This window comes from Streptomyces sp. NPDC046900, assembly GCF_040644975.1.
In the GTDB taxonomy this organism is placed as follows: Bacteria; Actinomycetota; Actinomycetes; order Streptomycetales; family Streptomycetaceae; genus Streptomyces.
Map to the genome: position 1 here is coordinate 1 of NZ_JBEYXD010000100.1, position 17,648 is coordinate 17,648.

14 protein-coding genes, 2 pseudogenes and 1 riboswitch are annotated in these 17,648 nt (G+C 68.3%); of the genes and pseudogenes, 8 read left to right on the plus strand and 8 right to left on the minus strand.

Annotated elements, in window-relative coordinates; all coding sequences use genetic code 11:
• Window positions 1-151: 151 nt before the first annotated feature.
• The 3 genes from ABZ904_RS43820 to ABZ904_RS43830 form a co-directional block, all read right to left on the minus strand.
• A complete protein-coding gene (locus ABZ904_RS43820; RefSeq protein ID WP_361829699.1) occupies window positions 152-979 on the minus strand; it encodes a hypothetical protein in 828 nt (275 codons plus the stop codon).
• 826 nt (window positions 980-1,805) lie between these two features.
• The gene (locus ABZ904_RS43825) at window positions 1,806-3,107 is read right to left on the minus strand and encodes a divalent metal cation transporter (RefSeq protein WP_361829701.1); all 1,302 of its coding nucleotides are present in this window, start codon (window positions 3,105-3,107) and stop codon (window positions 1,806-1,808) included.
• Window positions 3,104-4,450: a CBS domain-containing protein gene (locus tag ABZ904_RS43830; protein ID WP_361829703.1), complete on the minus strand. Its 1,347-nt coding sequence runs from the start codon at window positions 4,448-4,450 to the stop codon at window positions 3,104-3,106. The genes ABZ904_RS43825 and ABZ904_RS43830 overlap by 4 nt, the downstream gene beginning before the upstream one ends.
• A 330-nt stretch (window positions 4,451-4,780) precedes the next feature.
• A riboswitch (M-box (ykoK) riboswitch) is annotated at window positions 4,781-4,951 on the minus strand.
• Between the two features lie 581 nt (window positions 4,952-5,532).
• Here ABZ904_RS43830 and ABZ904_RS43835 point away from each other — a divergent pair.
• The 5 genes and pseudogenes from ABZ904_RS43835 to ABZ904_RS43855 all read left to right on the plus strand — a co-directional run.
• Window positions 5,533-6,318 (plus strand): annotated as a pseudogene (locus ABZ904_RS43835) (SpoIIE family protein phosphatase); the annotation flags it as partial.
• A gap of 76 nt (window positions 6,319-6,394) precedes the next feature.
• Complete coding sequence (locus ABZ904_RS43840) at window positions 6,395-6,829, plus strand: SpoIIE family protein phosphatase (protein WP_361829721.1); 435 nt, start codon at window positions 6,395-6,397, stop codon at window positions 6,827-6,829.
• A pseudogene (locus ABZ904_RS43845) lies at window positions 6,799-7,194 on the plus strand (ATP-binding protein); the annotation flags it as partial. The gene ABZ904_RS43840 and the pseudogene ABZ904_RS43845, both read left to right, overlap by 31 nt.
• 205 nt (window positions 7,195-7,399) lie before the next feature.
• A complete protein-coding gene (locus tag ABZ904_RS43850) occupies window positions 7,400-7,882 on the plus strand; it encodes a cupin domain-containing protein (protein WP_359411126.1) in 483 nt (160 codons plus the stop codon).
• Between the two features lie 298 nt (window positions 7,883-8,180).
• Window positions 8,181-8,357 (plus strand): hypothetical protein, encoded by a 177-nt coding sequence (locus ABZ904_RS43855; RefSeq protein ID WP_361003756.1) that lies wholly within the window; start codon window positions 8,181-8,183, stop codon window positions 8,355-8,357.
• Between the two features lie 160 nt (window positions 8,358-8,517).
• Here ABZ904_RS43855 and ABZ904_RS43860 read toward each other — a convergent pair whose 3' ends face one another.
• Entirely contained in the window at window positions 8,518-8,679 is a 162-nt protein-coding gene (locus ABZ904_RS43860) for a hypothetical protein (protein ID WP_359412183.1), read from the minus strand.
• Window positions 8,680-9,177: 498 nt separating this feature from the next.
• Here ABZ904_RS43860 and ABZ904_RS43865 point away from each other — a divergent pair, with 498 nt between their 5' ends.
• Complete coding sequence (locus ABZ904_RS43865; protein ID WP_361829706.1) at window positions 9,178-11,229, plus strand: SpoIIE family protein phosphatase; 2,052 nt, start codon at window positions 9,178-9,180, stop codon at window positions 11,227-11,229.
• 360 nt (window positions 11,230-11,589) lie between these two features.
• Here the strand turns inward: ABZ904_RS43865 and ABZ904_RS43870 are convergent, their stop codons facing one another.
• The 3 genes from ABZ904_RS43870 to ABZ904_RS43880 all read right to left on the minus strand — a co-directional run bounded on the left by ABZ904_RS43870 (window position 11,590) and on the right by ABZ904_RS43880 (window position 13,879).
• Window positions 11,590-12,243 carry a disulfide bond formation protein DsbA gene (locus ABZ904_RS43870; protein ID WP_359408965.1) on the minus strand — a complete coding sequence of 218 codons (654 nt, stop codon included), beginning with the start codon at window positions 12,241-12,243 and terminating at the stop codon, window positions 11,590-11,592.
• Window positions 12,244-12,321: 78 nt separating this feature from the next.
• Window positions 12,322-13,161, minus strand: coding sequence for an oxidoreductase (locus tag ABZ904_RS43875; protein ID WP_361003747.1), 840 nt, complete (start codon window positions 13,159-13,161; stop codon window positions 12,322-12,324).
• 82 nt (window positions 13,162-13,243) lie between these two features.
• On the minus strand, window positions 13,244-13,879 hold the full coding sequence (locus ABZ904_RS43880; protein WP_359408969.1) for a DsbA family oxidoreductase: 636 nt from the start codon (window positions 13,877-13,879) through the stop codon (window positions 13,244-13,246).
• A 697-nt stretch (window positions 13,880-14,576) separates the two neighbouring features.
• On the opposite strand from ABZ904_RS43880, the gene ABZ904_RS43885 reads away from it, so the two are divergent.
• Window positions 14,577-15,338: a GNAT family N-acetyltransferase gene (locus ABZ904_RS43885; RefSeq protein ID WP_361829708.1), complete on the plus strand. Its 762-nt coding sequence runs from the start codon at window positions 14,577-14,579 to the stop codon at window positions 15,336-15,338.
• A gap of 141 nt (window positions 15,339-15,479) precedes the next feature.
• On the opposite strand, the gene ABZ904_RS43890 is transcribed toward ABZ904_RS43885, so the two are convergent.
• The gene (locus ABZ904_RS43890; RefSeq protein ID WP_361829710.1) at window positions 15,480-16,181 is read right to left on the minus strand and encodes an SMI1/KNR4 family protein; all 702 of its coding nucleotides are present in this window, start codon (window positions 16,179-16,181) and stop codon (window positions 15,480-15,482) included.
• A gap of 378 nt (window positions 16,182-16,559) precedes the next feature.
• On the opposite strand from ABZ904_RS43890, the gene ABZ904_RS43895 reads away from it, so the two are divergent.
• Window positions 16,560-16,709, plus strand: a complete 150-nt coding sequence (locus tag ABZ904_RS43895; RefSeq protein WP_361003738.1) for a hypothetical protein — start codon at window positions 16,560-16,562, stop codon at window positions 16,707-16,709.
• Window positions 16,710-17,648: the final 939 nt, after the last annotated feature.

Here is a 17,648-nt window from a genome sequence, read left to right on the forward strand (position 1 = left end):
GTAGCCCTGCAGCAGCAGGGCCGTCGACAAGGTCACCGCGAACACACTCAGCAGCAGCCAATGGGCGCGAGGTGTGATCTGGCGGATGCGGCTGCCGATGAGAGGAGGTGCAATACGGCGTCGGCGATTGGTCACGTCAGGGGGCCTTGGATCACTTCACGGGGTTGTGGGACGAGCCGACCGCGCGGCCCTTGGAGTGGGGATTGGATACGGGGGTGGCGGATGCGGTCGGCGTTGAGGTCGGGGACGCGATACCGGTGGACGCCGCGGTAGGCACGGGTGCGGCCGCAGAGGCGGCGGAGGCTGCCGACCGGTCGGTCGAGCCGGAGGCCCTCTGTGTCGGCGTGGGGCGAGAGTTCGTCTGCGCCGCGGCAGGGCTCCCATTCCCTGCGGAGTGGCCTGTGCCGGAAGAGGCGTCGGGAGCGGTCACCCCGGGCGTGGTCGGGTGCGGGGAATCCGGTTGCGGCACGAACGGGGCGTTGAGGGTGGGGCCGCCCAGCAGGGCGCTGATCAACAGGGCCACGTAGCCGCCGGCGGGGATCACCAGCAGTTGGGCGGCGCGCAGCACGCGACGCTGGCGTCGCCCCGACGAGTCGACGAAGACGGGCCGAACCGACTGGCTCTTCGGCGCACCCGGTCCTGGTGCGGGAGGGCCGGACGGGTCGAGTTCTGGAGGCGGCACGGTGAGCACGTCGCCATGGGGAGCGTCCCACCCCGCAGTGGCAGGGTGTGGCCCGGCGGCGTAGGGATCCGTAGCGATGACGTAGAGATTCGGCCTGGTGGTGTAGGGGTCAGTCCGCGCCACATGGGCATGGCCCGTCGGGTGCGCCTCCTGCGCGAGTTGTTCCGGGGCCCAGGGCACCGTGGCCGTGTCGGCGGGGGCGCTGCCGCCGTGCTCGTAGCCGTAGGTATCCGCGTACCCGGCACCGCGGTACGGATCCTCGCCGTATGCACTGCCGCTTTCATCCGTGCGCTGCACGAGTCGTGCTCCTTGTCCTGGCCGACCGACACAGTCGTCCGCTTAGACAGAGCGAAATCGGCCGGAAGCGTTACACCTGGCCACGCAGTGCAGAACGAATCAACCGAAAAGGGGCGTAGTCGGATCCTGGCACTCGACATCAGCCGACCGTCTCAGTTTCCGTCTCATGCACCAGAGTCCGGACTCGTTCACCGCTGTCCAGCAGCAGTGGTGACCACCAGATCAGAACGGGCTCGGACGGAGGTGAACGCCCGCGCACTCACCCCGACATCCCACCAGTACAGCTGGAAAGCGTGTACCTCGGGTTCGGGGTACCGTGCGGGGCGTGTCAGGCAAACGAGCCGACGTCAGACTGAGCCGCGGTTGAGGCAAACGGTCCAAGCTGTGATGTGATCAGTCTTCGGGTTCCGTCCTCTGTGCGGGGACGGGACCCGGTAGGACGCTGGGCGTGACGCGCAGGCAACTCACCGACGACCAGTGGAAGCTCATCGAGCGCACCGGCGTCAGTGGCGGGGATGTCCTGCGAGTTCCGCCCTTGTTCGACGGTCTACAGCCGCGTCCGGGCCTATATGCGGTGAAGGGTGTAGTAGACGTGCGGCGCACGCTTCCAGCCACCGCGACTCCACGGATCGCGCGATCAAGATCACGGCGCCGTGCCCGTCGCGTGCCTGGCCCGACGGAACGCGGCGGGTTCTCACGGGGAACGGCGGCGCCGATCGCGAATTCGACCCTCCCGATACCTACGGTGTCCTGTCACTGAACAGCAGGGCTGTGGCCCCGGTAGCCCAGGCGACGAGTCGTTGCGTGGTGGAGTGAAATGCCGGGATCAGCCGAGACCGAACCAGCCCAGGATCGTCTGTACGAGCAGGATTGTGGACATACCCGCGACGCCAATGACCACGACAGTCGCGGCAATGCGGTAGCGCGATCCGTTGGCAGCCTCTCCGAGGAGCGACCGACGGTTGGTCAGAACCAACAGGTAGACCAGGACGACCGGGCTGATCAGGCCTTGAAGGACCTGAGTGCCGATCAGCAGCTGGATAACATCCAGCGGGGTCATCGCCACCGTGGCACCCAGCACGATCTGGACGGTGAACAGGCCCAGAAAGAGCGGGGCGTCGCGGAAGCTGCGGGAGACGGAGCGTTCCACGCCGGCGGCCTCTCCTATGGCGTAGCTGGCGGAGAGCGGGACGACGGCGCCGGCCAGCGCGGAGGCGCCGATCAGGCCGAGGGCGAACAACAGCTCTGCGTTCTGCCCGGCAACCGGCTTGAGTGCCTCAGCCGCCTGGGCGGCGGAGTCCAGGGGACCGCTGCCGCCGACGGCGGAGGCGGTGGCGATGATGATGGTCAGGCTGATGACGCAGGCGAAGACGGCGCCCAGGATGGCGTCGGCGCGGATCAGCGGGTAGTCGGCGGGCTTGGCGCCACGGTCCACGACGCCGGCGGCCGCGTAGAACTGCATGTACGGGCTGACGGTCGTACCGATCAGTGCGACCGCGAGCAGGATGAAGTCCTTGTTCGGCTCGATGTGCGGGACGATCAGGTGGTGGCCTACGGCACCCCAGTCGGGGTGGCCGAGGATCATCGCGATGGGGTAGGCGAAGAAGGCCAGCGACATGATCAAGAAGATGCGTTCGGCCCAGTGGTAGGAGCCGAACAGAACCAGCGCCCACAACAGGATCGCGGCCGGCGGGATGACCGCCCACTTGGGTACGCCGAGGAGTTCGAAGGCAGCGCCGATGCCGGCGAACTCGCTGACGACCAGGCCGGTGTTGGCCAGCAGGAGGCAGAAGACGGCGAGTGCGGTCAGGCGAAGACTGAACTGTTCGCGGATCAGGGCGCCGAGGCCTTTGCCGGTGTGGGCGCCAAGGCGGACGGCCATCTCCTGCACCATCACCAGGGCGATGGTGACCAGCACCATGAAGAACAGGGTGCCGTAGGTGAACTGGGAGCCGGCCGAGGCGTAGGTGGCGATACCTGCGGCGTCGTTGCCGGCGTTCGCGGCGACCAGGCCAGGACCCGCGATCACGGCGACCATGGTGATGCGCCGCCAGCCGGTGCGGCGGGCAGAGGCCGCGCCGATCGTGGGCGAAGCAGCCGCGGCGGTGGTGTCGACGTCGCGGGTCACTGCAGGAACTTCCGGAAGTGCACGCGCCCGCGTTCGGGCAGCATCGCATCGATCAGGTCGTCGGCCAGGATCCGGCCAATCGGGCGGTCCGTGCCGTCGACTACCAGCAGCGAAGAGGCCCGGGCGTCAACGAGCTGGTCTGCGGCCTCGGCCAGCGGAGTGTCCGGGCGGACGGTGACGGGCGACCCGAACTGGGCCAACCACGCCACCAAGTCCGCCACCAGGGCTGAGTCCTCGGCAACTGCCAGGTCGAACAGACCGATGTCGCACACCAGCCGGTCCTTGTCGTCCACGACGGCAACGGCGTCGATCTCAGTGCGGTGCTCGGCCTGTTCGGCCAGGCGGCCGCGCACCTCGGCGACGATCTCGTCCTGGTGGGCCGTGACCAGCACTGTGGTCATGGCACCACCGGCGGTGCCCTCCCGGTGGGTCAGCAGCCGGCGCAGTTCCGCCGCTTCTCCGGTCGGCATACGACCCAGCAGGTTCTCGCGCTCCTCGGGGGTGAGGTCGCGCAGAGCGTCGGTGGCCTCATCCGGCTCCATCTCGTCGACCAGCCGAGCGGCGTGGTCGGGCTGGGCCTCACGCAGCAGATTCTCCAGTTCAGCCGGTTCCATCTCCTCCAGCGCGTCGGCGGCCTGCTCCGGCTCCAGCCAGCCCAGTAGCTGCTGCCGCTCGGCGCGGCCGAGGTCTTCGAGGATGTCGGCCAGGTCGGCCGGGCGCAGCCGGTGCAGCGCGGCCCGGGAGGCGCGCAGTCGCACCTCCGGCGGTCCATCGACGGCCTGCTCGGCGAACGGGGCCACCGCCTGCCAGTCCAGCACCCGCTCCGGGGTCGGCCTCGCCTGCCAGCGGCGCGGGCCGAGCCGACGAAGCAGAGTGGGAAGTGATACGTCCACCCCGACCAGCACCACGCGGTCCACCAGCGGCGCCAGGTAGAGGTCGGCGGCGCGGGTGACCTGAACGCCGTCCACGTCCACGAGCTGGTGATCGAGGACGTCTTTGCCCAGCAGTACCTCGCCGGGACGCCGGGCAAAGTCGCGCAGATCTACCCGAGCGGTGCGCAGCCGCACGTGTCCGGCATGGATCTTGCCAATGGTGTCTGACGCCAGGAAGGTTTGCCGCCGCCCGATGCGCAGGATCAGTCCGGTGACCGGCGGATAGGGCTCCGGCCCGTACAGGCGGGCGACCACGTCTACGACGCGGCCGACCTCTTCACCGGACTGGTTGGTGACCGGGCCACCGATCAGCCCGGCCAGCGAGACCAGTGAGATACGGACCGCCTTGGAGGCGGTGGCACGGCGCTCCAGGGTGACCCGGCGGTCACGCAGACGGGCTGATGTCGACATGAGCAGAGTGTGGCCAGCCAAAATAAACACCCCCTTGCCCCGCTTCGACGGGGCACCGGGCCGCCCACGGCAGCGAGCTTCCTCTGCCCGACAGCAGCACACCCGGCGCACGCCAATGAACGGCTTGGCAGAGTGGTGTCGTCGGCTGGTGACCGGTTGCGGAACCGGGCAGGTCAGAGGAGAACGGGCTGCCGCAAGCCGCAGAAGGACGGCGAGGACAACGCGAAGGAGGGCCGACTATGGCCCGGACTACTGTCCATCTCGCCTCCTCCCGGTCTCGGCCACCTACTCGTGACCGCGCGGCAAGGGGGGAGCCAGGGTTGAGAACCCGGCACACCCCAACTCGTCAGAGCTTTGGCACTCCACGGCGTAATCCCTCTCAGGGAAGCCACCTGGGGTCACCCCTTGTGCCGGGGAGACCTGTCCTGATCCGGAGCGTCTCTCGACGGGTGGGATCAGTGGCCTGTGTCCGTGAAGACGCCTCACCGAACGAGGTGTCTGTTAAACCGCCCAAATGATACGCCCCGTCATGCTGCCGTCCCCCATGCATGACCACTCCTTGACCTCGACTCGGAATGATCGTGGCCATCGATGCGACGGCGGTGCCAGCGGTGCTGCACGCATTCCCGTGTCCGAAACGGCGATCATGAAGGAGGTCCGGCAACGGCTGCTCGGGGGTCGCCTCGCTCACGGCTACCACTCTTTTGGCCCGTGCCTGTTGCGTGCCCGTCCCGGCGGGAAATGGAAGCGACCGAGGCGATGATGCGGCGGGTGCTGAGGAGCGGTAGCACCAAGGTCCACGAGTTCCGGACGTGGGTGCCGACGAGTCGGGGGGAGGAGCGCCCGTTCGCGGTTTCGTTCTCCTGTCTCCTTGGCGCCGCCGGTCAGGCGCTGGGGGTGTGCACCATCAGCGTCGATGTCACCGAGAGCCGGCGGGCGGGTGAGCGCCTGGCCATTCTCGGTGAGGCCGGCACGCGCCTCGGCAGCACCCTGGATGTGATGCAGACCGGTCAGGAACTGGCCGACCTCGCCGTGCCCCAGTTCGCCGACTACGTCGCCGTGGACCTGGAGCACTCGGTCTCGTGCGGCGAGGGGCCCCCGGTCCGCATCGGCTCGATCGGCGAGCGCCTCCCCGTTCTCAGGCGTGCCGGTCTGGCCTCGGTCCGCCAGGGGCCCCGGAAGCCGCGCGGGTACGCGGTGAGCCGGTCCCCGTTCCGTCCGTCTCGCCCTTCACCGACGTCCTGCGCACCGGGCGGTCCCACCTGGAGCCGGTCCTCAACACCGCGCCGGGCACATGGACCGAGCGGGACCCGATGCGGGCGCAGAAGATCCATGAGACCGGCATGCACTCCGCGATGGTCGTACCCATCCGCGCACGGGGCGTCCTGCTCGGCACGGCGCTGTTCGTCCGCACCGAGAATCCGACGCCGTTCCAGGAGGCCGATCTGCTCCTGGCCGAAGAGTTGGTCAGGCGCGCCGCAGTGTCGTTGGACAACGCGCGCCAGTATGCGCGCGAGCACGCCATGGCCCTGGTGCTCCAGTGCGATCTGCTCCCGCACCGTCTGTGTGGCGGTGCGGCGGTCGATGCCGTCTCGCGCTACCTGCCCGCAGACATCGACAGGGGCGTCGGGGGCGACTGGTTCGATGTGATCCCGCTGTCCGGCGCCCGGGTGGCCCTCGTCGTCGGCGATGTCGTCGGACACGGCATCAACGCCGCCGCGACCATGGGCAGGCTCCGCACCGCCGTACGCACGCTCGCCGACCTGGAGATGCCCCCCGACGAACTGCTGGCCCGTCTCGACGGCACGTTCCAGCGACTGGCCGAGGAAGACGCCAACGCCGCGGACCAGACCCCCACGGTTGTAGGCGCCACCTGCCTGTACGCCGTCTACGACCCGGCCACCCGAAAGTGCACCATGGCACGGGCCGGGCACCCCCCCGCCCGTGATCATCGACCCGCAGGGCCAGGTCACCTTCCCCGACCTGCCCACCGGAAGCCCACTCGGCATCGGGCTGGGGGTTCCCTTCGAGGCCGTGGAGCTGGCACTGACCGAGGGAAGTCTCCTCGCCCTCTACACCGACGGCCTGATCGAGACCCGCGGCCAGGACATCGAAGGGGGAATGCACCGCTTGGGCACCGCCCTCGCCCAACCGGCTCTGTCCCTGGAGGAGCTCTGCACCCGCGCGGTGGCATCTCCGTCGAGAATCAGGACGCATTCGACGACGCCAGTCTGCTCCTGGTACGCACCCGGTCGCTCAGCCCGGCCCAGGTCGCCTCCTGGGCCCTGCCCGGTGACGACACCGCCGTCCGCCGCGCCCGGAACCTGGCCGCTGGTCAGCTGGACGAATGGGGTCTGGAAGGACTCGTGGACGGCGTGAAGCTGATCGTCAGCGAACTGGTCACCAACGCCGTTCGCCACGGCACCGGCCCGATCCGCCTGCGCCTCATCCAACACCAGGTCCTGACCGTCGAAGTGACCGATGCCGACTTCCGCTCCCCGCGTCCACGCAACGCGCGCACCGTCGACGAGCACGGCCGCGGACTCTTCCTGGTCGCCCAGCTGTCCAGCAGATGGGGCACCCGCCCGGCGCAGGACGGCAAGGTCGTCCGGGCCGAAGCAGACCTCGCCCACGCATCAGGCCCCCAATCGTCCGTGCTGCCCGTTGACGCGTCAACGTCAAGTATCAAACGGGCCGCCTGGAGGGACCGTCCTTCGACGGCGACCTCTTCGTCCCGAACGTGATCCGAGCCCGCATGCCCCGGATCCGGCACCGCTGACCTACGCGTCCGCCGTCCAGGTGTCACATGTGCCGGGGGTGATCGGTCTTTTCTGTTACGGCATGCCCAAAGGGGGCTCGAGGGCAGCCGTCGGATTGCAGCCACCGCAGCGGTCCGCGCATGCCCCCAGCAACATGTCGTTGCGCATCTAACTTAGGGAGATGGTTTGCATGTCGTACCCGAAGCAGGTGTACACGGGCGATGACGGCGAGATCAGCGCGAACTTCCGGCCGTCGAGCACCCCACCGAATGTCGGAACAGCCGGCACGGACGCCATTCACTACTTGGCGACCACAACCACCACGCGAGGCGAGTTCGGACTCTACCGAGTGGAGATGAGCGCAAGGGCGGGCGGCCCCAAAACCCATTTCCACAAGACGATCTCGGAGTCTTTCTTCATCCTCAACGGCACCGTTCGACTTTTTGACGGCGCGCAGTGGATCGACGCACAGCAGGGCGACTTCCTGCATGTACCGCAGGGCGGGCTGCATGCCTTCCGCAACGACTCCGATGCGCCGGCCGAAATGCTTCTGCTCTTTACACCCGGGGCACCGCGGGAAGAGTATTTTGAGGGGCTTTCACGGATGGCACATGCCACGGATGAGGAACGCGCCAGGTTCTTCGATGAGCAAGACTCGTACTTTGTGGAGTAAGAGGAAGATTCCCCTCCCGTATCGCAGCAGCCGACGGCACGGTCCTCAATGAGATCACCGCTGTCACCGGCAAGGTCGGGGCATCGGTCCTCAAGGCACGGTCGAGGATGTCGGCGCGGCCACGCCGTACGGGCCGGTGACTCGGGCGGGTATCGCGCCGGGCGCCGCCCGGGGGATGGCACCGTGAGCGCCAGCGCAGGAGCTCGCAGAGCATCCCGATGCCGACGCGTTTGAAGCCCTTGGTGACGCAGTCGGCGGCCGGCGCCTCCAGACGCCGCAGCACCCACGGGTTGTGGGCGTGGAACGCCTCGACCCGCTCCTGGATGGACTGGCCGGGGGAGATGGCGGGCAGCTGGACGGGCTGGATTCCGTCGTCCAGGTCGAGCACTTGCTGCTGATGGACAGGCACGGGACCCCGGATGTGCCGGCACCGATCCGATGGTGCGGCACATCGTTCATGAACGGTTTGACGTGATCAACCAGCGCGCTTGCTCGAAACCCGCGCCCGGCGGCCGACGACCGGGCCGTGGCTGCGGTGGCGTGCATTGTTCCTCCGAGCGAAGAACACCAGCACGCTCCCGACCGCCGCTCTTATTCTAGCCGTCCTGGGAGTGTGTCCAGGTACTTTCCGCAGGTCAGAGGGCCTTCGCGGCGCGCCCGCGCGGCACGATCACAGAGCCGGGGCCGGTGTAGCGGCGCTGCCGCAGCGCCGCCTCGACCTGCGGCACGACCGCCCACATCACAGTGCGGGACTTCGCCCGCATTTCCGGTCCGGCCTCGATGAGGGTGTCCAGCAACCACAGCGGCGAACCCGACAGGTGGTATCCGCCGGCGCGAACCGGCCCTGCCGCACCACCGCCGACAGGTTCTGCTGGCTGGACAGGCCGAACAGTTGCGCCGCCTCCTGCAGACCCAGCAGCGCAGGCATGCCCCCGCCCTGTGCGTCCACTCGCCGGGCTCCTGCGCGGCCACCTCCACCACTGGCTCCCGCCCCCTTCTTACTGGACTGCCCTTGGATTCTCACTGGCGCAGAACTTCGCCACCGTAGCGTGATCACCAACCGTGAGGTCACTCAAGGGGAAACGCACCCGCACGAAAGTGGACCGGCGCCAAGGTAGTGTTTAGGTGTGCTTGCCTGATTTGTGGGGCTGCCGTCGCCGACGTGCAGATCCGTGACCCAGGAGTGAGTAGGAGTCGAGTTGGCACCTGCGACAGCGAAAGCCGGGAGTCACCCCCAGCAGTCAGGGCCGGGTATTCCGGCCGCCTCGTACAAAGCGTTGCGAGGCGCGGAGACGTTGACGCTGGCTCTCAAGGCCACGGAGTGCCTGGACGGCCGGGGCGCGTTCCTGCACTGGTGCGATCCTGCTGCTCGCCGGTTGCACCTGGTTGCGGCCAGCGGGTTGGCCGCGGGGAGCGCCGCGGCGTGGGCGGATCTCTGCGTAGAGCAGGACGTGGCGCCCGCACGCGCCCTGCGGCGCGGTGACTATGCCTGGGTGGGCGGGGACAGCCTGGGCATCGGGGGAGTCGGCACGGCAGCGGTGCCCCTTCCCGGTGCCGATGGCCCGATAGGTGTGCTGTCCGTGATCATGGCAGGGGCCGGCGAGCCGGATGAGGTGCAGCGATCCTTTCTGCATTCGGTGGCGGGATGGGCCGCAGCGTGCCTGGAGGACCTGCCTGGCAGGCTGCCCGTCCGTGGTTCGGCGGCCGGCTCTGAGCAGACGGTCCGAATGGGCAAGCTGACCTCGGCACTCGCCGAGGCCCTGACCTCTCAGGAAGTCGTACAGGCCGTCGCGGCGCACGTCCTGCCGCCATTTGGTGCCGACGGACTCATATTCTGGGTCTTCGAAGGCGGCCGACAGCGTGTGGTCGGCTCCGCCGGATACACCCAGGAATTCCTCAGTCTGCTCGACGGGATCCCGATAGCCGACTACCCCGTGGCCACCGACGTGCTGGGATCGCGTGCTCCCCGGTTCATCGAATCAGCCGCAGAGTACTGCCAGCGCTATCCAGCGCTGAAGCATATTCCGTCACCGGCCCAGAAGAACGCGTGGGTGTTCCTGCCCATGATCGCCTCCGGGCACTCCATCGGCATGTGTTTGGTGTCTTTCGCCCAGCCGCGTTCCTTCAGCGACGAGGAGCGCACGCTGCTGACCGCGGTGAGCGGTCTGGCGGGCCAGTCGCTGGAGCGGGCCCGGTTGTACGACGTGGAGCACGCCCGGGCACAGGAGCTGCAGCGTGGCTTGCTTCCCCGGACGCTGCCCTGCCTGCCTGCTGCCTGCGCAGCCGCACGCTACCTGCCCGCGGGCCGGGGCGAGCACGTCGGTGGCGACTGGTACGACGTGATCCCGCTGTCCGCGGACAGAGTCGCCATGGTGATCGGCGACGTGATGGGACACGGCATTCCCCAAGCGGCCACCATGGGCCAGCTGCGTACCGCGGTGCGTACCCTCGCCGACCTGGACATACCCCCTGCCGAGCTACTCAGCCACCTCAATGACCTGGTCAGCGACCTGGGCGAGGACTGCTACGCCACCTGCCTGTACGCCGTCTTCGACCCGATCACCCGGATGTGCTCGTTCTCCCTGGCCGGTCATCTCCCGCCGGTCATCGTCCATCCCGATGGCACCGTCCACAGGCCCGACCTGGCTGCCGACCCGCCGCTCGGGGCCGCCGAGCCACCGTTCGAAACGCACCAACTGCTTCTGCCCGAGGAGAGCCTGCTGGTCCTGTGCACCGACGGGCTCGTCGAATCCGCCACCCAGGACGTCGACCAAGGACTGGCCCGACTGCAACAGATCCTCGCCCAGAATGCGATGCCCACCTTCACGGTGCGAGACGAGGCCGACGACGTCCAACACCTCGACGACCTGTGCGACACGGTGGTCTCGGCCCTGCTGCCCGACCACGGCCAGACGAACGACGACGCAGCGCTGCTGATCGCCCACACACGGGCCGTCGACGCCGGTGATGTCGCCTCCTGCATCCTCCCGGACGATCCCCGCGCGGCCGGACAGGCCCGCGAATTCGTCCGCCAGCAACTGGCCGCCTGGGGACTGGACGATCTCGCGATCACCACCGAGCTGCTGGCCAGCGAGCTGATCGGCAACGTGATCCGGCACGCCAAGGGCCCCATCCGGCTGCGCCTGCTGCGCAGCCGCTCCCTGACCTGCGAGGTCTATGACGGCAGCCTCAGCACCCCGCGCATCCGCCACGCCGCCTACACCGATGAGGGCGGCCGCGGCCTGCAACTCGTCGCGGCCCTTTCCAGACGCTGGGGCGCCCGCTACCTCCGCGACGGCAAGTGCATCTGGACCGAGCAGGACATCCCCGTCCCCCCGGCGGTATGAACGGCCTTCGGAGGGAACCGCTGTGGTCCAACTGGCGCCGCCCACCGTCAGCGTCGCTCTGGCCGCCGTGCGCGAGGACTGGTGTCCCGTCTGCAAGGCGCACACGCGCCTGACCGGTGACCCCCGGCCGCATCGACTCCGCGTTTGCCCTCGCCACCCCGCCGTCCACGACGGATGCGGCTGCGGTCCGGGCGCGTCGTCGAGCGCACCCGCGCCTTCCGTTGCACCTACACCTCGACAACACCGCCCGGTATCGTCCGCGACTCGACACCCTGCTGCACGACACCTAGTGAGCTGAGGCCGGTCAGGGGCCGCCCGGAAGGTGTGGGCGTCGATCAGCCCTACGCGTGTGCCTGCGGCTCAGCTGAAATCGGGCCCGCTGGTGCGCGTGCGCTTGATCTCGTAGAAACCCGGCGTGGAGGCGACGGCGAGCACGCCGTCCCAGAGCCGGGCGGCGTCCTCACCCTTGGGGGCTGGGGTCACGACGGGGCCGAAGAAGGCGATGGGGTCGCTGCCCGTGTCCGGACCGGGGACGCTGATGATCGGGCTGCCGACGTCCTGGCCGACCAGGGTGATTCCTCTGCGGTGGGACGCCCGCAGCTCGTCGTCGTAACGGTCCGTGGCACCGATGTCGGCCAGATCCACCGGCAGTCCGGTCTCCCGCAGGGCGGCTTCCAGCGTGGCCCGGTCCTTGGGCTGCTGCTGCAGGTGATAGCGGGTGCCGAGGGCGGTGTAAAGGGGTTCGAGTACCTCGGGCCCGTGTATGAGGGCGGCGGCAGTCAGGACGCGTACCGGCGCCCAAGCTTCGCCCATCAGCACGCGGATGCGCTCAGGCAGTTCATCCAGCCGGTTCTCGTTCAGGACGGACAGGCTCATGACGTGCCAGGACACCTCGACGGGCCGGGTCCTGGCGACTTCCAGCATCCAGCGGGAGGTGAGCCAGGTCCACGGGCACACGGGGTCGAACCAGAAGCCGACGGGTGCAGGGGAGGTAGGGGAGGTGGATGCGGACACGGGTAACTCCAATTGCCGGTGCGGTTCGTGTCGTTGTGGCCCAGGGCCGGCCGGCGAGGGCCGGCGGGTCGGAGGCGGTCAGTCGTCGGTGGGGAAGTCAGTGGAGGCCGACAGCTCGGACCATGCGGCCAGATCGTCGGCCAACTGCCGCTGCCCCTGCTCGACCAGGCGCACGGCGTCGCTGCCGAGCACGAGATGGACGGGTGGCTTGTCGCTGTCGAGGGCCTGGAGGAGGGCCTTCGCGGCGCGTGCGGGGTCGCCGGCCTGCTTGCCGTCCTTCGTCTGCCGGGTGGCCCGGATCGGGCCGAACACGGCGTCGTAGTCCGGCACGGTGCGCGGAACGCGGACCATCGAGCGGCCGGCCCAGTCCGTACGGAATGAGCCGAGCGCCAGGGAGGTCACATGGATGCCGAAGCCGGCGACTTCCTGAGCCAGCGAAGCGGCGATGCCTTCCATGGCGAACTTGCTGGCGCCGTAGAAGGCCACTCCAGGCAGCGCCGTCAGCCCCGCCATGGACGACACTGTGACGATGCGGCCGCTGCGCCGTCGCCGCATATGGGGCAGCACGGCCTTGATGACGGCGACGCTGCCGAACACGTTGACGTCGAACTGCCGACGGAGGTCGTCCATGCCGGACTCCTCGACGGTGCCCTCCAAGCCGTACCCGGCGTTGCTGATCAGCGCATCGATGGGACCGACGGTCCGCTCGACGTCGTCCACCACCGCCGCGACGGCGTCATCGTCGGTCACGTCCAGCAACTTGGCGACGGCGCGCCCGGATGCCAGGGCCTCGAACGCGCCGATCTGCTCTGGATTGCGGACTGTGCCGACCACGAGGTCTCCGGCGGCCAGCGCTTCCTGGGCGAAGGCCCGCCCAAGGCCGCTGCTTACGCCGGTGATGAGGAATGTCCTACTCATGAGGTCTCCTACGGAACGTGCGCTAGTGGTGCGGCGCTGTCTTGGAAGCCTGGTCGTTGCCCCGCGTACCTGACCCGGTCGTCTAACGGGCCGCCCAGGCCTGCTCCAGTGCCCGGGTGTATGACTCGGCCGATTGGACGCCGCTGACCCCGTATTGCCGGTTGAGGACGAAGAAAGGTACGCCACGTGCGCCCAGTTCAGCGGCCAACCGCTCGTCGGCCCGCACTTCCGCGGCGTACGCGTCTGGATCGTCGAGTACTGCTCGTACCTCGGCTTCGTTCAGGCCTACCTCGACGGCCAAACCGACCAAAGTCTCCTTGTCGTACACCGAGCGTTTGTCCGCGAAGTTCACTTGGAAGGCGAGATCCATCAACTCGACCTGAAGGCTGCGGGCCTTGGCGAAATGAAGGAGACGGTGAACGTCGAAGGTGTTTCCGAAGAGACGTCCTCCGACGAGGTAGCCCAGCCCCAAGGATTGCGCCATGGCCGCAGCCTGCTCTTCTCTGGCGATCTGCTGTTCTCGGGTGCGCCCGTACTGTGCAGCGACCGCGTCGATGATCGGGACGGTGCCGTTCTCAGCCTCGGGGTTCAGCTCGAATGACCGGTGAACCACCTCGACCTGATCACGGTGCGCGAAGCCGGCGAGCCCTTGGGTGAAGCGCGCCCTGCCGATGTAGCACCACGGGCAGGCGATATCGGCCCAGATTTCGACACGCATATGTGGTATCTCCCTGTCTGTGAGGGCCGTACGCCCGAGGTTCGCGGTTCGGCCGCGAGGGTGCCCGGTCCGCTTGATCTCGATGCGTTGCTCCCGAGCCTCTTCGGCCTACTGGTAGCAATATAGTAGACCGGCCGTCTATTGCGCAGTGTGATCCCGGTTACGGCACCCATGAGTCCCCGCTGCGTCCCGTCGAACCGGGCGCGCAACGGGCACGGCTGGGCTGCGGCTCATGCCTGGGATCAAGTCGACGGATCCGGAAGCCGAGAGGGCGAGAGGACCTGTCCCACTGTGGCTGGACGCCGAGGATCTTCGTCGGCTTGCATCCCACTGCTGCTGCTCCGATGACACTCCGGAGGAAGATCGTGAGCGGTGTGGCCGCGTCCGCTTCCGGGCGTCGGCCGCGTTCCGCCGACGATGTGTTCTTGACGACGGTGGGTGCGAGGCAGAAGGTTCCAGGGAGAAGGAACGTTCTAGGGTGCACGCTTTCCAAGTGTGCTCGTGCCCATCGGCGGGCCGCACGGAGCCGTTCACCTGCGTTTGTGTGCGCTCGTTGGCCTGGATCTTGACCGGCGCTGGTACTCATCCGGACGGGGCGGTACCGGTGCGAATGAGATCAGAAGTGAGACCACGACCGAGGCCGGCCCGGACGTAGGCGGCACGCCCGTGGCCCCGGATCTCTGGGGCGCACTGATCTGTGCGCACTCGGCACTCTTCGAACTGGGTCCGGGAGGGCGAGGTTCGTGCGACCTTCTTCCGCACCCCGCCCCACCGTCTGAACCTCACCCCCCTCAGCCCCGAGGAGGCCGACACCCTCGCCGCTCACCTGGCCAGCCTCGGTCGCCCCCTCCCCGGCGTCAGCGCGGACCACGACACCGCCACCGCCGTCGCCGAGGCCTGGCAGCGGCACACGGGCGCAACGCCGACGCTCCATGAGCGGAAGCGCCTGTACCGCCTCGGTACGCTCACGCCACCGGAGGCGCTCCCGGAGGGCCGGGGTCGAGTCGCGGGCGAGCAGGACCGCGAGCAACTCACCCTCTGGAGACGCAAGTTCGCTGCCGTCATCGGAGAGCACGCCTCCACCGACGCCGACTCCTGGGCCGACACGCGCATCGCCTCTGGACGCGTCACGTTCTGGGAGACCCCGGACGGTACCCCCGTTTCCATGGCGGGCGTGACCCCGATGGTCGCCGGCCAGATCCGGGTAGCCCCCGTCTATACCCCAGCCCACCTGCGCGGCCGCGGTTATGCGGGCGCTGCGACGATCGAGGTGAGCCGAGCCGCGCTGGCCGCGGGCGCGGCGCACGTCCTGCTGTTCGCGGACCTGGCCACCCCGACCAGCAACGGCCTCTACCAGCGGCTCGGGTACCGCCCGGTCACCGATTTCGCGGTGTACGACTTCGAGTGCGCTCAGATGAGGCCCTGCTCAGCGAAGCAAGTCCTATGCGGGCCCCGTTAGTGGCTGCTTCTCTACCGGTCGTATGGTCGCCCGGGTCGAACAGAGCGCGGGTTCGGGGACGGATGCCGGGGCGGGCGGGTGATGCGGAGGGTGCTGCCGGTGTCGGCATGGGTTGGACTGCGGGGGCCGCCGACCTGAGAGCTACTGCGGGCCAGGACCGTCGTCCCAGGATCCCAGGGCTTCCCTCTCGCTCCGCTCGAGCCATTCGAGATACCAGGTGTGGAAGTTGTGGCGGTTTCCGTGCACATCGACGAACGGTATGTAGGGCGGGTTGGTCCCAACGTTCCGGTCGCGGAGTTCTCCGCGGTGCGGGCCGACGATGATGAGCCAACTGGTCATCCCGCATCCGTTGTCGCTGATGGGGATCGCGCCCCGATCACGCTGCTCGTGCCAGATGCGGTCTGCGGCGTCGCCGAAGACCTTGCGGTAGTCGTTCAGGTAGTCGTCGTCCTCGTCGCGGGTGGTGGGCTCGAACCCGGCAGTGCGAAGGGTCGCCAGTTGTCGGTCGGCCCATTCTTGCGTCTCCACGAAGGGCTCGCTCGGGTCCAGCGGAATGGGATCGCCGCCCTCCCAGACCCAGCCCCAATTCCCGTCGACCCGGCGCAACGACGTCAGCTCGAATTCGGGTCCGGGTCCGCCCGCGCCGACCTCCGCCAAGAAGGTGCGGTACTCCTCGGGGAGTTTGACTCCGTATTGGGCCTCGGCCTCGGCAATCTCTGCGGCAGTCAGGACCGGCTCGAAGACGGGGTGCTGTGGAGGCCCCCAGCCGCGTGCCCGACGCCGTGCCTCGACCACCGCGATTACACGTTCCCGGATCCCCGACCAGCCTGTCTGTGTGTCCACGGCTCCTCCTGTCAACGGCGAGTACGGACGTTAGTCCATGCCACCGACAACGGAGGTTCGCCCTTGGTGTCGCCGGAGTGGGTAACGGCGAAGGGGCAGCCGCGACACGGCTCCCGTCGTATTTGCTCTTGAGTGGTGTTCGCCGAACGGGAGTCTCGATCGGGTGATTACGACGACTGCCGGGCATGTGGACAGACACCTCTTGGTAGCTCGGTGGGTGTCTACGCCAACTCGAGTACCAGGAGGCTCGTTGTCGCACTTGTACGTCATTGCGGGGGTGAAGTCCACTTCGGCCACTCTCACGTGTGACTGTCTTGCGCACCGGTTCGGGAACGCCGCCGAGCACGGGGTGCGTGAGCGCGCCGGTATCCCACGGACATGTCGGACCAGGAGTGGGCCGCGGTCCTGCCACTGCTGCCGGTGCCGGGCTGGATGCGGGGCCGGGACAACGTCCAGCTGCCCATTCTTTCCGGCAGCGCCTCCGGCCGGTCCACCGTGCATCTCGACGCCGGCGTGATCACTCGCTGAACCGGCTGGCGCTCGGCTGCGGGATGGCCTGACATGCCGCCTTCCCGCAGCCGGGCCCGCGAGGATCTGGCGAGACAGGCGCGGTCTGTGCGCGCCACGCCGCGGCACCGCTGATGCGGACGCTCCGGGCCGAATCTAGAATGACCAAGGCGTAGAAAGTCCAGAATTAGGGAGATGTGCACCATGGCTAAACGAGGGAACAAGCGGCGCGGCCGTAAGAAGAAGAAGGCCAATCACGGCAAGCGTCCCAACGCTTGAGCCAACCTGAGCAGGACGGCCGAGAGGATCCATATCGTCGCCGCTCGGATTGAGGGCAAGGACTGGGATCCCGCAGCGGTGCGGGAGCACGGCAAGGAGCCGGACCGGACCAGGTCGGCTCTCGATGACTGGGCGCCTTCCCAGAGTAGGGCAGGGAACGTTCGAACCTGCGCGCACGGCTCCGTCCGTTCGAATATGGACCGACCCCCTCTGTTCTGCGTCTCCGCAGATCAGAGGGGGATTTCTCCCGTGTGGCGGCGCCAGGATTCCAACCTGGGAAGGTTGAGCCGACAGAGTTACAGACCGCACGGCGATCACGCAGTGACCTGGTCTTTCCCCTTCGTAGGGGCCCTACCGCCCCACAGGGACCCCATGGGCGCCCGCCCGGCGCGTTGCCGGAGGCCCCGTCACTCTGGCCGAGCACGAAGTACTGACGGCCCGCCCTTGGCGGGGCCGGCCTCGTTGGCGGGGCCGGGATCGCTGATGCCCGTAGGAAGAATCTCCCCCGGAGATCGCCAGTTGGGCGCGCTCCGATGAATCCACGCTGATCACGATCGGCCGCGGATGTGCCCAGCACGGCCTCGTCGCTCCGCACATGGCCGTCCCAGGTGCTGGATCGACGAGGTCAACGTCCCCCCGCCGTACTGCTGATGAGTGGGCCGCTCCACCCCCTGCTGAAGT

Excerpts from the sequence above, each read along its gene's own strand:
- ABZ904_RS43830 (WP_361829703.1), bottom strand. The coding sequence starts at position 4,450 with ATGTCGACATCAGCCCGTCTGCGTGACCGCCGGGTCACCCTGGAGCGC.
- ABZ904_RS43850 (WP_359411126.1), top strand. The coding sequence starts at position 7,400 with ATGTCGTACCCGAAGCAGGTGTACACGGGCGATGACGGCGAGATCAGC.
- ABZ904_RS43875 (WP_361003747.1), bottom strand. The coding sequence starts at position 13,161 with ATGAGTAGGACATTCCTCATCACCGGCGTAAGCAGCGGCCTTGGGCGG.
- ABZ904_RS43880 (WP_359408969.1), bottom strand. The coding sequence starts at position 13,879 with ATGCGTGTCGAAATCTGGGCCGATATCGCCTGCCCGTGGTGCTACATC.
- ABZ904_RS43895 (WP_361003738.1), top strand. The coding sequence starts at position 16,560 with ATGTCGGACCAGGAGTGGGCCGCGGTCCTGCCACTGCTGCCGGTGCCG.